The sequence below is a fragment of the Novosphingobium sp. KCTC 2891 genome (assembly GCF_025938155.1).
Classification (GTDB): domain Bacteria; phylum Pseudomonadota; class Alphaproteobacteria; order Sphingomonadales; family Sphingomonadaceae; genus Novosphingobium.
This window is the reverse complement of the sequence record NZ_JAPCZG010000019.1, coordinates 21757-35908: the sequence shown is the minus strand read 5'-3', so window position 1 is coordinate 35908 and position 14152 is coordinate 21757. Positions and strand designations below refer to the sequence as shown.

The window sequence follows — 14152 nt, the reverse complement described above, 5'->3', positions numbered from 1 at the left end:
ATAGCCGCTTCAGATGATCCGATAACCCGAACAATCCCGCCTGCCTCATCCACCCGTCCTTCCAAGGCCGAGTGAATCAGATCAGAGCCGGATTTGCGAGGGGTTTTTGGAGGTGCCCACCTTTGTTCGAAGGACCATGGGTTGACAACAAGTGACGCATCTGGTTGCATTGTGAAGCGCAGACTCACGAGACTGCACGCCTTCTGGAAAGGCGTGACGTGATTTCGACCAATATAAAATTTGCTACCGCAGCATTTGTCATTTGCGCGACTTCCGCCAGGGCACGAGAAGTGGACCTAGCACGGTTTACTGTTCCTACGGTTGCGGCAAACGACGAGCACGGATCTGTCAGTGTAGCCCTGCGCACCAAATTGCAGGATCTGGGTCAACCTTCTGGAGCGTTCAGCGACTTTGATGGAACAGAAGCAGTTGGACGAGGCGCTTCGCCCTGCTTGGGGAATGGTTACCTCCAGACATGGTGGTTGCCGACCGAGGTTGAGAAGCGCCGAGCAATGTACTTTGAAGCGATGTCAGGCATCGCCTGCGAAAATAACCTCCCCGTCAGCTTGCTGGATGCAGTTGTCGCCCAGGAGTCAGGATACAAGCCTTGGGCAATTAGCGGGGCGGGGGCTATTGGGATGATGCAGGTCATGCCCGGAACAGCTAGGCATCTGGAGCTATGGAACCCTTGGGATGCGCTCGCCAACATGCGCGCCGGAGCCCGCTATCTTCGCCAGCAACTTGATCGTTTTGGACGCGTGGATCTCGCTTTGGCCGCTTACAATGCTGGCCCCGAGCGCCGCTCCCTCACACTGGGCTACATTCCAGCGATTCCCGAAACCCGCAATTACGTCCGAACCATCACGACGAACTGGCTCCGCCTTACCCAACTCAATCGTCCAGATTCCAGCGAGCTCGCGCGAGCGGCAGCCGCCAGCACGGCGGTCAGGGCCTCGGGCTACCGCGAGGTATCGTTGGTCACCTACGACGGGACGAACTCCGCAAACCCGATATAGTGCGCATAGAGAATCGCGATCGCCAGGATGCACGGAAATCCGCAAAGGTAGCTGAGCTGGAAATGCAGCCACACCTTCGGGAACCAGAGCAGCCACCGCAGCCCAAATTCGGACGGCGGCGCGATAAGCCCGGCGCGGATGTCATAGATGGTCTTGAGCAGTGCGCAGCCCGAGCAGATCCCGGCCAGGAGGCCTACGGCCGCATAAAGCTGGGTCCAGACGGCGATGGTTTCGGGGCGCATCCGGGGCTGATCAAGCCTGAAGCGTTTGGTCGTTCTGCATGACCCGTTCCTGATGCGAGAGCAGCAGATCGTAAGCTCGCCGAGCTGCTTCGTGGATTACGGCGGGGCGCAGATCTACCTCGATCGAACCGCGCCGACAGGTCAGGACCTCGAGATAGAAGCTCTTGAGGCTCTCGGTCGCCAGAAAGACCGATTGCTCGATGTAGGCCCGCGGATCGTGAAGCAGGGCCACGCAGAATTTCGCGCGAACGTGGTCCATCCCCAGCTCGCTGAAGATCCGGTCGCGCAGGTCGTCAGAGAGCGGGTTGGTCTGCTTGAGGATCTTGTGCAGCTTTGGCCGCGAGATGTGCATCCGGTCAGCAAGGTGCGCCGGCAGGATTCCTTGTCGGATCAGCTCGTCGTTGATGAGCTGCTTGTACTGCTTCTGTTCGCCTTCGCGTGGTCCAGGATTAGCAAAAGCAAATACCGGTTCACTGCCCGGTGGACTGCTTGGCTTGAAGACCGTCTCGGGCGTCAAGTTCCTGTGAGGCATTATCCATCCCTCCCATGGCAAAAGGTCTATGGGATGGCATAACCTGTCAAGAGTCTTAAGAAGCGGGAAACTTCCTGCGTGGAAAATACTTAGAGCAGATTGTGTTTCACGGCGAGGTATACGGCGAAAGGCACAAGGATCTTGTCCACTCCCGGCTTTTCGCTGATTTCTTTCACCTTGGCGCGGACCGCATCGTAATCTTTGGACCACTCGGGGCCGACCTCGAGAAAGATGCGGATGTCCCCGCCGATCGCGTATTCAGCGAGGAAATCTTCGAGCTCCTGCTTCGATATCCCGTGGGATTTGAGACGCGAGCAGGCTGCCTGGACAGTCATGCGCAATGTCTGGAACCGGCGAGATTCCTTGGAATAGGCCGCCATCGCATCGACCAGCAGGTCAAAGCACTGCTCGCTTACGAAGATGCGGACGTTGCGCGTTCCTGCGGCCATGGGTGGGAATTCCAGTGCATATGTTGGCCTGCACAATGGCTCGAAATTGTAAATTTGGCGAATCCGGGCCGGTGGGGGTGATTCGAGAGGGCCAATTCCTTGCTCGGCAATCAGAATTCCCGATGGAGCAAACGGGATTGCGGAAAGCGGAAACCGCAGTTCCCGATGCGGCAATTCCGGTTCCCAATTTTGGAAAGATAAGGCGCTCTAAAGTTCGTCTTGAGGAAATCATCCGATTCGCAGGCGCGCCGTAACGGACCTTTAATTGCTCCAGGCGGCGCCCCTCTGTTCATTCTGAAGGCCGTGACAATCACGGCGTTTGGGAAAGGACATGGTAAACATGAAACTTACGATGAAAGGGAAGGGGGCGAGCCTCCTCCAGGGGGCCGCGGTGGTCGCGGTCGCTGGCCTGTTTGGCAGCGAAGTGGCGATGGCGGGTGCTGACACCACGTTCAACACCGCGCTCACCAGCTTCACCGGCTTCCTTGAAGGTTCGGGCGGCAAGATCATCACCGTGCTGAGCCTCGCCGGCGGCATCGTCGGTCTCGCCTCGGGCCGGTTCAGCCTCGGCCAGGTCGCCATTCCCGTGGGGGTCGGCGTCGGAGCCGGCACGGGCGTGCCCATCGTCACCGCCGCGGTCACCGCGACGATCTGATCCAACCAGTCGTCCCCGCACGGCCGCAGGGCCTTGCGTGGGCGGACAAGAGGGTGGTGTCGTTCATGAATCGCTACACGGTTCCCGCGCATCTCGATGATCCGGAGCTGATCGGGTTTTGGACACTCGATGAGTTTCTCGCGATGATCGTTCCCTTCGCCTGGGGCATCCTGTCTCAACATATTTTCATCGGTCTATGTTCAAGCGTGCTGGCCTGGTGGGGATTGCGCAAGTTGAAGGCGGGACGAGCCGTCTCGTGGATCATTCATTCGGCCTACTGGTACCTGCCGGGTGCCTTCATGGGGCTGAGAGCGACGCCGCCCTCCCATCTTCGCCTGATGGCGGGCTGAGGACGGCACAATCATGGACCTCTCGATTTCTCACGGCCAGGCGCAGCGGCTCCTGAAGCAGCGCAACCTCCTGGCGATCACCGCGACCGGGCTGTTCGCCTTAAGCGTGGTGCTGACGCTCACCGCCGCACAGCGCGACCGCGAGGTGGTGCTGCAGCCGGTGCTGGCGAAGCCGCTGACGCTGTCCTCCAGCCACATCGACAAGGACTACCTTGAGCTTGTCACGCGCGATGCCGCGCTGCTGACGCTCAATCGCTCGCCGTCCAACCTGCAGTACTGGATGGATTCGATCCTGGAGATCACCGATCCCAGGACCCACGGCCGGATGAAGGCCGAACTGATGAAGATCGTGGGCGAGCAGAACGGCTCGAACGTCTCGCAGTTTTTCACCATCGAGAGCCTCACCGTCGATCCCGACGCGCTGACCAGCGAGGTCAACGGCGTGCTGCACACGGTGGTCGGCTCGAAGGAGGTGACCTCCGAGGCGCGGACCTTCCGCTACGTGTGGAGCTACTCGGGCGTCAGCCTCAAGCTCGCCGGGTTCGGACGCGTGACCAAGGATCCTTCGGGCAAAGTCATCGACGCCAAGGGCGCGGGCAGCGCGCAATCAAGTGACAGCGACGGGGGAGAAGCGTGATGGCCGAGTTGGGTTGGGGCGCGATCGGGGTGGGCAGCGTGCTCGCCGGACGGCCCTATGCAATCACGGGGCGGCCGGTTGGCGCCGCACTCATCTGCCTTGGTGCGCTGTGTCTCGCGGCACCCGCCATGGCCGACCAGAGCATTCCCGCTGCTGACAATGGTACGGTCGCCTGTGTCGCCTCGGCGAAGGACCTCACCCGGATCAGCCTTGCGGGAGACCAGTTCGCCTCGGTCTCGAAGATCAGCACCGGCAACCCGGCCGAGGACTTCAAGATCGTCAACGAGCCCATGCGCGGCGACATCTACATCTCGGTACCCGACGGCTTCACCAAGCCGAACCTTTCGTTCTTCGGCACGACCCGAAAGGGGTACGTTTACAAGTTCCTCTGCCAGGTCCGCGGGAACGACGCCGAGCAGGTCTTCGTCACCAACACGGCGATCAAGACCGAGGCCGCGCGCGATTGGGAAGTGCGCTCTTCGCCCGAAGACACTGCGGTGCGCCTCGCGCAAGCGATGTACCGCAGCGAGAACATTGAAGGCTTCGAGATCCGGCAAAGCGTGCTCGAGCCGGTCGCGGTCGGCAAGCTCGAGGTCCAGCAGGTCGGGGAATACCGCGGCGCCGACCTCAAGGGACTGATCCTCAAGGTCCGCAACACCGGCGCAAAGCCGCTCACTCTCGATGAGAACCTGCTCGCCGCGCGCGGCAGCGTCGCCTTCATGACCCCGGTGAGCGAGCTCGCGCCCGGCCAGGCGGCCGCTGTCTACCTCATCCAATCGAATGGAGGCCAGTGATGGACTGGAAGAACCCGTTCCGCAAAGGCCCCAAGGCGCTCGACGGTCCCGCAACCCACCCTGGAAGTGGTGACGCCTCGCCGCTCGGCGATGCAATCGTGGCCAATGAGGCGGTCAGGAAGAAGCAGATGCTGCTGCTCGGCGCTGGCGGTCTTGCCGCGCTTGTCATCGGCTCCTCGTGGATCTTCGCCGGCGATCACAAGAGCAGCGACGCCAGCGTCAAGCGGCAGGTCGCCGACGTCTCGGTCGACGAGATGGTCAACAAGAACATGGCCGAGAAGGAGTGGCGTGCCCAGTCCGAGGCGCAGATGATGTCGATGGACACCAACATGCGCGCGCTCGCCGCCCGCGCGCAGCGGGCCGACCAGTTGGAAGCGCAACTGGCCCAGGGTCAGGCAGCGCAGAGCACGTCTGGCGGCGGGATATCTCCCGACACCGAGCGGGTACTTTCCGCCTACCAGAACGAGAATGAGCAGTTGAAGGCAGCACTCGCGGCCGCGCGCCAGTCGCCGGTAATGGGTACTGGCGCGGCGCCGGTCGGACCCAACGCGCTTTACGGTCGGACCAGCCCGCCGAGTTACCAGACCGCACCCAGCACGCCTGCCGGACAAGCCGCGATGGCCGCGGCGGGACTCCCGGCAGGGCGCGGGAGCGAGGTCAGCCTGGTCTCGTTCAACGAGGGCGCAAGCGGAACCGGAAGCCCGGTCCCCAAGGGCAACACTGTCTTCACCGACAGCGCCAATTACCTGCCGCCGAACTCGATCGCGGTCGCCAAGGTCATAGTCGGGGTCGATGCGGCCGCCGGCGTCCAGAGTCAGACCGATCCCCTGCCGGTCGTGCTGCGCATCACCGGCCCTGCGCGCTCGGTCTACGACAACGGGCGGCTGCTCACGACCAATATCGCCGGATGCCTGGTCAACGGCGCGGCGCGCGGCGACCTCTCGAGCGAGAAGGTCTACGTCAAGCTGCAGCGCATGACCTGCCCGCAGCCCAATGGCCGTTACGCGGTCTCGGACGTCAAGGGCTTCATCGCCTTCGGCGGCAAGACCGGGGTCAGGGGGAGGGTGGTCAGCCGGGAAGGTTCGCTGATCGGCCAGGCCTTCCTTGCCGGTCTCGCCGGCGGCTTTGGCCGCGGCTTTGCCGCCAACACCAATTCGACGCTCACCGGAACAAACGTCAACGTCAATGGGCAGCGCCAGAAGCTCGGCACCGGCGACATCCTCGAGGGCGGGCTCGGCGAAGGCATCGCCACCTCGGGCGACATGGTCAGCAAGTACCTGATCGAGCGGGCCGAACAGTACCAGCCCGTGATCGAGATGCCGACCGGGATCGATGTCGAAATCGTGTTTCTCGAAGGCGTGTTCATCAACGGGTGAGGAGGGTGCAATGAAGCTGAAGTCCTTGAAGTCATTCCATCTGGCGCGGCCCCGCCTTGGCCAGGTCCTGATGCCGCTCGCCGCGATCGCGCTCGGTAGTGGCGGCTCGCTGGTCTGGGCGAACGCCGGCACCGGTGATGCCGCAACTGCCCAACATGCCCCAAGCGAGGCGGACCAGGCGGTGACCGCGCTCCTGAAGCAGCGCCTGCCGCGCACCCAGGTCTCCCGCGTCAATTGCCAGGTGGTCGATGGGGTCTGCGAAGTGACCGCAGGCTCGCAGCTGTTCTACGTCGACAAGACCGCGCGATATCTCCTGATCGGGCGGGTCTACGACATGCAGACCCGCCAGGACCTGACTGCGGTCCGGCTGCTCGAGGTCAACCCCGATCTCCTCGTCGGCGGCGCTGCGGGGAGCAAGCAGGAAGCCCAGGAAGTCGAGACCCCACGCCGCGGCGTCAGCACGCCGGCGGCGAGCGGTGCCCCCCGGATGATGTCGCTCGCCGCACTGCCCGAGGCGGGCGGCATTGTCTGGGGAGCAAACTCGGGGCCGACCGTGACCGTGTTCAGCGATTTTCGCTGCGGCTACTGCCGGGCGCTCTCGGGCGTCCTCGAAAACATGAACGTGCGGGTGATCGAGCGGCCGATCTCGGTGCTCGGCAGCCGCGATCTTGCCAACCAGGTGTTCTGCGCGCGCGATCGCCGCAAGGCGGTCAAAGCCGCCTATGCCGGCGCGCCGATCACCGATACGCGGGCCTGCGACACCTCGCCGCTCGACGCCAACGAGGCCTTCGCGCGCCAGCAGGGCCTTGCCGGAACCCCGGTGATCGTCCGCTCCGACGGCGCGGTGATCGAAGGCTTCCGTCCGCGCGAGGTGCTCGAGCAGTGGCTGAAGGGCGCCAAGTCGTGACCGCGCTCAACCCCAAGCAGCAGGCGGTTCTGGCGCGCGCTGTGGCGCGACGCTCGCGCGGGCAAGTCTCACTGCCGCGCATCGAGATGAGCCGCGCCGAAGCAATCCAGCTGTGGCAGGATCTCGTCCTTGCCACTGCGGTTCCGCGAGGCGTGCTGCTCACGCCTCGCGAACAGGCATTGCTGGGCAAGCGCGCGTGGGCGCGCTCGGCGGGCCATGTCGCGCTTGGTGAGGCTCCGCTGTCGCGCCAATCGGGCCTCGCCATCTGGCGGCTCGCGATCCGGCTTGGGGATCTTGCGGCGCGGCGATCGCCAAACCCCGTCACCCGGGCTGCAAGCATCGCGGCCATCGGACTCGCGGCTACCCAGCTCGCCGCCTGCACCTCGCTGTTCGGCGGCAACATCAAGGGCAGCTTTGCCTGCAGCGCACCAGGCGGGACCTGCGCGCCTTCGACGGTGATCGACGACCAGGCGCTGTCGGTGATCCAGAATGCCCGGCCGATGACCCCGGCAGGGCCGTACATCCGCCAGCCCGCCGCCGCCAAGCCGGTTACTGCGTCGTACACGCCGTCGGGTTCGGGCCGCATCACCTCGGCCGGCGGCGGCATGGTCCACCGCGAGCGCCGCGTGCTCAAGGTGGTGTTCCCCTCTTTCGTCGATGGTGGTGGCAATCTCCACGAACCGCGGATCATCCACGCAGTGGTCGACAACGGCGCCTGGATGGAGCTGTCCTCGGGCGAGCCCAATGTGGGCGAGCAGGTCGAGGGCAGGGCAGTTAGCCTCGCGAGCGCGGCATTCGTGCCGGCACCGGTACCCGTCGCCCCGATCGCCCAGGACGCTGGGTCACCCACTCCCAAAGCAATAGATGCCGCGCCTTCCGGGCCGCCGCGCCCCGAGGCCGTTGCGGCGGCGCGCGCCAAGGGTGCCGCGCTCCAGTCGGGCAATGCGATCGAGGCGATTCAGGCTCAGGTGCAGGCGCGTCTCGCGCCCACTGCGAAAGCGCACGTCCCGGCAGCAGCGGTACGTGCGGCGCCCAGTAGTGCGGTGCCGACCCCAGCTCCGGCTTCCGCCTCGGCGGTCAGCGCCGCTCCGGCGGCGACCAAGCCAACCAATGGCCCGGCAGCCTTCCCTGCCAAGGTCGAGGAGTAAGCGGCGATGGCCTCGCGCGGGTTCTGGGATCGGTTCCTCGACATGCTGTTCGGCGAAAGCGCACATCCCGAAGCGACACGCCCGGTGCTCGGCGCGCCTATGCTGTCGAACTGGCTGCCCTATAGGAGCTACGACAAAAAAAGCCGGATGTTCATCAACACGGACTCGCTCGGGTTCATTCTCGAGCTGGCCCCGATGATGGGGGCCGACGAGCGCAGCGGCGAGTTGCTCACCCAGTTCCTCTCGGACGCCGTGCCCTCCGGCTGCGAGATCCAGTTGATTCATTGGCAGAGCCCCTCTGTTGGCGAGCGCATCGCCGACTGGGTCATGCCGCGCGTGGTGGCGAAGGGCGTCTATGGCCGCGCGGCGATGCACCGCGCGCGCTGGCTGCGCCGTGCCGCCTGGATGTCGATCTCGCGCGACGCGCCGTTCTACCTTCGCAATACCCGCGTAATCCTCTCGGTCGGCGCCCGGCTCAGCGGTCCGATCGGCGCGGACACGCTTGTATCGGTGCGCGAAAGCCTGCGCGGCACATTGCAGGCGCTCTCGATCCCTGCGCGCGATATGAGCCCGGTCGAACTGATCGCCTTCCTCGACGACTTCCTATGCCCCGCAGTCGATAACGCCGACAAGCCCGAGCACTATTCCGAGCTCGATCCGATCAACGTCCAGTGCGTGCGGCGCGATCTCGAAACCCAGGTCACGCCTGATCGGATCGTGCTCCAGACCGAGCGATTCCGCCCAACCGGCGAGCGCCAGGACGGCGCGCCGGTGATCGGCGAGGTCGTGCCCGACAAATTCGACTGGCGCTTCTTCTCGGTTCGCAACCTCCCCAAGCAGTGGGCGCCGTGGGACGTCCAGAAGATCATCGGCGACGTCATCAACGACAAGCTGCGCTTCGGCTGCAATGTCATGACCGTGCTCGGCCTTGTCTACCAGGACGAGGAGGCCGTCGCTTCGCGCGCCGGGCTCAAGGTCATGCGCACCACCAGCCTTGCCGACAGCCGCTCCGCGCGCTTTCTGCCCCAGCTCTCCGAGCAGCGCGATGAGTGGCAATACGTTCAGGCCGAGATCCGCCAGGGCCGCAAGCTCGCGCAGGTCTATTACGGCGTCGGTGCGCTTTCCCCGCTCGGCAAAGGCGACATCAACGAGCGCATGGTGAAGTCGGTCTACAAGGCCTGCGGGTGGGACCTCATCGACGAGCGCTACCTCCAGGTGATGGGGCTGCTCGCGGCCATGCCGCTGTCGCTCCCCAACGGCCTCTCGGCCGACCTGAAACGCATGAAGCGCTTCAAGACCATGCTCACCACCACCGCGGCCTCGATTGCGCCGCTTCAGGGCGAGCACACCGGCGGGCACATCCCGCATGTCCTGCTCGTCGGCCGGCGCGGGCAGCCGTTCTTCTGGTCGCCGTTCCAGAACGCGGCCGGCAATCACAATGTCGCCGTCTTCGGCAAGTCGGGCTCGGGCAAGTCGGTGTTCCTGCAGGACGTCTGCGCAGCGATGTCGGGGGCAGGCGCCAAGGTCATCGTGATCGACGATGGCCGCTCGTTCGAGCATATGGTCAAGGCGTTTGGCGGCGCCTTCGTCGAGTTCAAGCTCTCCTCGGGCTTCTCGCTCAACCCCTTCGACATGATCGACGGCGAGGCGCTGGCGAGCGACGAGGACGGCGAGGACTACGAGGTCGAATGCCTCGCCATGCTGAAGTCGATTGTCGGCCAGATGGCGCGCCAGCAAGACCGCTTGTCCGACACCGAGCGCGGCCTGATCGATTCTGCGGTGAGCACGGTCTGGCGCGACAAGCAGCGGGACGGGACGATCGACGACGTTGCCGCGGCGCTGCGGGCGCTGCCTTCGCCCTATGCCGGTGATCTTGCCGATGCGATGTCGCCATTCCTCAAGGGCGGCACCTATGGCCGGTTCTTCGAGGGGGCCTGTTCGATCGATCTCTCGGCCGGGCTCACGGTGTTCGAGCTCTCCGACCTCTCCTCGAAACCCGAACTGCGCTCGGTCGCGCTGACCGCGCTCATGTTCCTGACGCTTCGGGTCATGCGCGATCTCGACCGCTCAGTGCCCAAGCTCACCATGATCGACGAGGCCTGGCAGCTCCTCGGCGGCGGGCAGATGGGCCAGGCAATCGAGACCTATGCCCGCACCTGCCGCAAATATGGCGGCTCGCTCATCACCGCGACCCAGTCCCTCAATGACTTCTACAAGTCCGAAGGCTCGCTCGCCGCGCTCGAGAACTCGGACTGGTCGATCGTCCTCCAGCAGAAGGAAGAGACGATCAACGATCTTGCCAAGCACCAGCGCTTCGAGATGGACCACTACACCGAGAGCTTGCTCCGCTCGCTCAAGCGCAACGGCACCGAATATTCCGACGTGCTGATCAAGGGGCCCGAGACCCTCGCTGTGGGGCGTCTCGTGCTCGATCCTTATTCGGCGACACTCTATTCCTCGAGCCCGCGGGTCTTTTCCGAGATCGAGGACAAGGTGCGCGGCGGCCTGGCGCTGCCCGATGCGATCGAGCGGGTGGCCTTTCCCGATTTCGTGCCGCCCGAGCCCGGCGCGCCTGACTTCGCCGAGGGCGAGCTTGCGGAGGCGGCCGAATGACGCCCGCCGTTGTCCCGGCCGCGCCATCGCGCGGCCCATCCCGCCTGGCCGATGCCTGCTACCTCGCGCTGCGCCTATCAGGCTGGCTCGCAGTCACGCTTGGCTGCGTTGCTGCCCTGTGGCTGCTGGTCTTCGCCGCGCTCGGGAACTTCAGCTTTTCCGGGACCGTGCTCCAGCTCAACAATTTCGCTTCGCGTTACGTTGCGGCCGATGCCGCACGGCAGGACCGCTTCCGTCTGTTCTTCTGGCTGGCGAGCGCCGCGCTGTTCGCCGTGCTCGCCTTCTTCCGCCGCCATTCGCTTGAGGACCTGAGCCTGGCGGCAACCCCCACTTCCAAGGAGAGAGATCATGGCAGGTAAGCCCCGTGTCACCGCAACAGGCGGGGAGCACGTAGCGCCCGGTCCGCTGTTCGAGGCCGATGTGGCAACGGCGCCCGCGAGCCCGCCGCAGCGTGCGCGCCTCGGTGCGGCCCCGGTCGCGCTCGTGGCCGCCCTTGTTGCGGCGGGCCTGTGGGGCGCATGGGTGACCAAGAGCGTGCTCGGCGGGCCTAAGACACCGGCGATCGCCAAGGTCCAGCTTTCTGGGATCGTCGGCGAATATGTCCAGGCGCAGGCGCGCTCGGCGACCCCGCCCGAGCAGGTCACCACCGAGACCCGCGCGTTCATGAGCGAGATCCAGCGTAATCTCGAACGGCGCGGCGCGGCAGGCCAGATCGTGCTGGTCGGCGAAGCGGTCGTCGCCGGCAATGTCCCCGACATCACTGCCGACGTGCGCCGCGAGGTCTATGCCCGCGTGCGGATGCCGCAGCAGGCGGCGGCGAGCAGCACCGATGTCATGGGCGCGATGCGTGCCGCTATGTCGGGTTCGGGGCCGGGACCGGCGCCGCAGGCTGGAGTTCTCGGGGGTCAGGGCAATGCCCCCGCAAAATGAAACACACCCTGAGCCCCCGGCGGCGAGCGGCAGTCATGCCAAGCGCTGGCTGGCGATTGGCGCGCTTGCGGCGTGCCTGGCGGCGAGTTCCTCGCTTGCGAGCTGGCGCGATGAACATGCGATCCTCATCAACACCACCCAGTCGCTCCCCAACTGGGCGTTCTGGATCGACAAGCACCGCGTGCCTGCACGCGGCGACTTCGTGGTCTTCAAAGCGCCGCAGACCCCGCTGATCACCGCGCACTTCGGCAAGGCGGCTCCGCCCTTTGCCAAGCGCGTCTATGGCATGCCGGGCGATGTGGTCAGCCGCGATGGCGCCGTCGTGCGGATCAATGGCGCCGAGGTTGCGCGCCTCAAGCCGGCGAGCTCGCGCGGTGAAAAGCTCGAGCCTGGTCCGACCGGGCGGATTCCCGAACACTGCTACTATCTCGGCACCGCGCACAAGGATGGGCTCGACAGCCGATATGCCGATATCGGCTTCGTCTGTTCCGGGACGATCATCGGCACCGGGGACTCGGTGCTGTGAGGCCCGCCGCCGCCTTGATCGCTGCCGGCGGCATAGCGCTGCTGGTCGGTTGGCCGATGATCTCGAGCCTGCGCGCTGCCGATTACGGGCAGATGGGCCAGACCTTCCCGATCATCGAGACCGATCTTCTGACCACGATCGAGACGCGGCTCAGGACTCTCGAAGCCAATGGCGGGATCGAGCGCATGCAGCGCCAGATGCAGGAGCAAGCGGTCGCCAGCGTGCGTCGCCCCAAGCCGGTCGATGGCATGACCCCTGCGCTCACCAAGCGCGAATGGCTGTTCGATCCCTCGATCGTCACGGAGGATGACATTGTCGATGCAAAGGGCAACCTGATCGCTGCGCGCGGCACCCGGGTCAATCCGCTCGACATGGTGCAACTAACCCAGGCGCTGGTTTTCGTCGATGGTGACAATGCGGCCGAGCTCGCCTGGGCAGTCAAGACCTGGAGCGATACCCGGGCCAAGATCATCTTCGTTTCAGGATCGCCCTTCGATGCAATGAAGCCTTGGCAGCGGCGGTTCTACTTCGACCAGGGCGGCACGCTCACCGCCAAGTTCGGCATCCGCCATACCCCTGCCGTGGTTTCGGCCGCGGGCGCCAACCTCAAGATCAGCGAAGTGCCGCTTCCTCCGGTGGCAGCCGCATCCGCACGCGCACCCGCATCCTCTGGCGGAGGCAAGGTGTCATGACCCACCCGCTCATCGACTTCCTCAAGACGCCGATGGCCGCTCCCGAGACGGCGCGCCTGCGCCACATGCGGCGCTGGTGGATGGCTTGTTGCTGGTCCCTGGCGCTCACCGTCCTGCTGCTTCCGCTCCTCAAAGCACTGTTCGGGCTGTGGGGCGCCGCTCCCGCGCTGATCCTCGCGCTCGCCGCGCCGCTCCACGGGGTCACCTACTTCCGCGCCAAACTGCGGGCCGATGAGGCCTATGCCCAAGGAGCACGGTCATGACGCACCTCGGCCGGAAGTTCGCCGCATTGCTCGCGGCGCTGGCGCTCGCTTTTGCCGGCACTGCGCCCGCACGCGCCGATACGGTCTCGTGCCACGGCAAGTTCATCAATCCCATCACCGACGTGTGCTGGTCATGCCTGTTCCCTCTGTCGATCGGCGGGCTCTCGATCTGGAAGGGCTCGCGTCCAGATCCCAAGAACCCCTCGTTTCCCCTGTGCGCCTGCGGCTCGCCGATCCCGCGCATTGGTATCTCGGTGGGCTTTTGGGAACCGGTGCGGCTCGTCGACGTCACCAACAAGGCGTGGTGCTTTCCCAACCTTGGCGGCATCCGCCTCAACCCCGGCTTCGCCATCGGCAATGGTCATGTCCAGGGGCGCAGCCAGATCGGCGGCAAGGCGCAGAACTCGTCGCAGTGGCAGTCGCACTATTACGTCTATCCGCTCCTCTACTGGATGGAGATCCTGACCGATTTCCTCTGCTTCGAGCAGACCACCTTCGACGTCGCCTATGTCACAGAGATCGATCCGCTCTGGCAGGATTCTGCGCTCACCTCGATCATCAACCCGGAAGTCGCGCTGTTCTCCAATCCGATCGCGACCGCGGCCTGTGCGGCGGACTGCGTCGCGGCGACCGCCAAGCTGCCGATTGACCAGATGTTCTGGTGCGCGGGCTGCAACGGCGGGATGTATCCGCTGAACGGCCATGTCGCCGCGCATGTCACCCCGATCCAGGCCTCGCGGCTCGTCGCCGAACGCATGCTCTACAAGATGCACCGCGAAGCGCTCGCCTGGGGGACGATGGGTTCGAAGGCGCTATGCCACAAATACCTGATGCCGGTGATGAGGAAGCAACAATACCGGCTGCAGATGACCAATCCGATCTCGACGGTGAAGGGCCGCTACGCCTGCGCGCCGGTCGGGGCGACCACCATCATTCCCCAGACCGGCAAGGGCTACCCCGTCAAGGGTGAGGACTTTGGCTACCTCGTCTGGCGCAAGCGCAACTGCTGCATGCTGTGAGGA

General features: G+C 64.9%; 18 protein-coding genes. 15 read left to right on the top strand and 3 right to left on the bottom strand.

Annotated elements, in window-relative coordinates:
- Positions 1–218: 218 nt before the first annotated feature.
- The gene (locus OLX02_RS19480; protein WP_264425536.1) at positions 219–1016 is read left to right on the top strand and encodes a lytic transglycosylase domain-containing protein; all 798 of its coding nucleotides are present in this window, start codon (positions 219–221) and stop codon (positions 1014–1016) included.
- On the opposite strand, the gene OLX02_RS19475 is transcribed toward OLX02_RS19480, so the two are convergent.
- From OLX02_RS19475 to OLX02_RS19465, 3 genes are all read right to left on the bottom strand, one after another.
- Positions 983–1258 (bottom strand): hypothetical protein, encoded by a 276-nt coding sequence (locus tag OLX02_RS19475; RefSeq protein ID WP_264425534.1) that lies wholly within the window; start codon positions 1256–1258, stop codon positions 983–985. The genes OLX02_RS19480 and OLX02_RS19475 overlap by 34 nt on opposite strands.
- A gap of 10 nt (positions 1259–1268) precedes the next feature.
- A complete protein-coding gene (locus tag OLX02_RS19470) occupies positions 1269–1775 on the bottom strand; it encodes a hypothetical protein (RefSeq protein WP_264425532.1) in 507 nt (168 codons plus the stop codon).
- Positions 1776–1879: 104 nt separating this feature from the next.
- Complete coding sequence (locus tag OLX02_RS19465) at positions 1880–2239, bottom strand: hypothetical protein (protein WP_264425531.1); 360 nt, start codon at positions 2237–2239, stop codon at positions 1880–1882.
- A 340-nt stretch (positions 2240–2579) separates the two neighbouring features.
- On the opposite strand from OLX02_RS19465, the gene OLX02_RS19460 reads away from it, so the two are divergent.
- From OLX02_RS19460 to traU, 14 genes are all read left to right on the top strand, one after another.
- Positions 2580–2894: a hypothetical protein gene (locus OLX02_RS19460; RefSeq protein ID WP_010890987.1), complete on the top strand. Its 315-nt coding sequence runs from the start codon at positions 2580–2582 to the stop codon at positions 2892–2894.
- A 65-nt stretch (positions 2895–2959) separates the two neighbouring features.
- Entirely contained in the window at positions 2960–3244 is a 285-nt protein-coding gene (gene traL, locus OLX02_RS19455) for a type IV conjugative transfer system protein TraL (RefSeq protein WP_010890986.1), read from the top strand.
- A 13-nt stretch (positions 3245–3257) separates the two neighbouring features.
- Positions 3258–3881 carry a type IV conjugative transfer system protein TraE gene (locus OLX02_RS19450; protein ID WP_264425528.1) on the top strand — a complete coding sequence of 208 codons (624 nt, stop codon included), beginning with the start codon at positions 3258–3260 and terminating at the stop codon, positions 3879–3881.
- Positions 3881–4675, top strand: a complete 795-nt coding sequence (locus OLX02_RS19445; RefSeq protein WP_264425526.1) for a type-F conjugative transfer system secretin TraK — start codon at positions 3881–3883, stop codon at positions 4673–4675. Before OLX02_RS19450 ends, OLX02_RS19445 begins: the two co-directional genes overlap by 1 nt.
- Positions 4675–6051 carry a TraB/VirB10 family protein gene (locus tag OLX02_RS19440; protein ID WP_264425524.1) on the top strand — a complete coding sequence of 459 codons (1377 nt, stop codon included), beginning with the start codon at positions 4675–4677 and terminating at the stop codon, positions 6049–6051. Before OLX02_RS19445 ends, OLX02_RS19440 begins: the two co-directional genes overlap by 1 nt.
- 10 nt (positions 6052–6061) lie before the next feature.
- Positions 6062–6958: a DsbC family protein gene (locus tag OLX02_RS19435; protein WP_010890982.1), complete on the top strand. Its 897-nt coding sequence runs from the start codon at positions 6062–6064 to the stop codon at positions 6956–6958.
- Positions 6934–8106, top strand: a complete 1173-nt coding sequence (locus OLX02_RS19430; RefSeq protein WP_264425523.1) for a hypothetical protein — start codon at positions 6934–6936, stop codon at positions 8104–8106. The genes OLX02_RS19435 and OLX02_RS19430 overlap by 25 nt, the downstream gene beginning before the upstream one ends.
- A 6-nt stretch (positions 8107–8112) precedes the next feature.
- Entirely contained in the window at positions 8113–10719 is a 2607-nt protein-coding gene (gene traC, locus OLX02_RS19425) for a type IV secretion system protein TraC (RefSeq protein ID WP_264425521.1), read from the top strand.
- Positions 10716–11078, top strand: a complete 363-nt coding sequence (locus OLX02_RS19420) for a hypothetical protein (protein WP_264425519.1) — start codon at positions 10716–10718, stop codon at positions 11076–11078. The genes traC and OLX02_RS19420 overlap by 4 nt, the downstream gene beginning before the upstream one ends.
- Positions 11068–11649, top strand: a complete 582-nt coding sequence (locus OLX02_RS19415; RefSeq protein WP_264425517.1) for a type-F conjugative transfer system protein TrbI — start codon at positions 11068–11070, stop codon at positions 11647–11649. The genes OLX02_RS19420 and OLX02_RS19415 overlap by 11 nt, the downstream gene beginning before the upstream one ends.
- A complete protein-coding gene (locus tag OLX02_RS19410) occupies positions 11633–12175 on the top strand; it encodes a S26 family signal peptidase (RefSeq protein WP_264425515.1) in 543 nt (180 codons plus the stop codon). The genes OLX02_RS19415 and OLX02_RS19410 overlap by 17 nt, the downstream gene beginning before the upstream one ends.
- Positions 12172–12867, top strand: a complete 696-nt coding sequence (gene traW / locus OLX02_RS19405; RefSeq protein WP_264425513.1) for a type-F conjugative transfer system protein TraW — start codon at positions 12172–12174, stop codon at positions 12865–12867. Before OLX02_RS19410 ends, traW begins: the two co-directional genes overlap by 4 nt.
- Positions 12864–13130, top strand: a complete 267-nt coding sequence (locus OLX02_RS19400) for a hypothetical protein (protein ID WP_100868194.1) — start codon at positions 12864–12866, stop codon at positions 13128–13130. Before traW ends, OLX02_RS19400 begins: the two co-directional genes overlap by 4 nt.
- A complete protein-coding gene (traU, locus tag OLX02_RS19395; protein ID WP_264425508.1) occupies positions 13127–14149 on the top strand; it encodes a conjugal transfer pilus assembly protein TraU in 1023 nt (340 codons plus the stop codon). Before OLX02_RS19400 ends, traU begins: the two co-directional genes overlap by 4 nt.
- Positions 14150–14152: the final 3 nt, after the last annotated feature.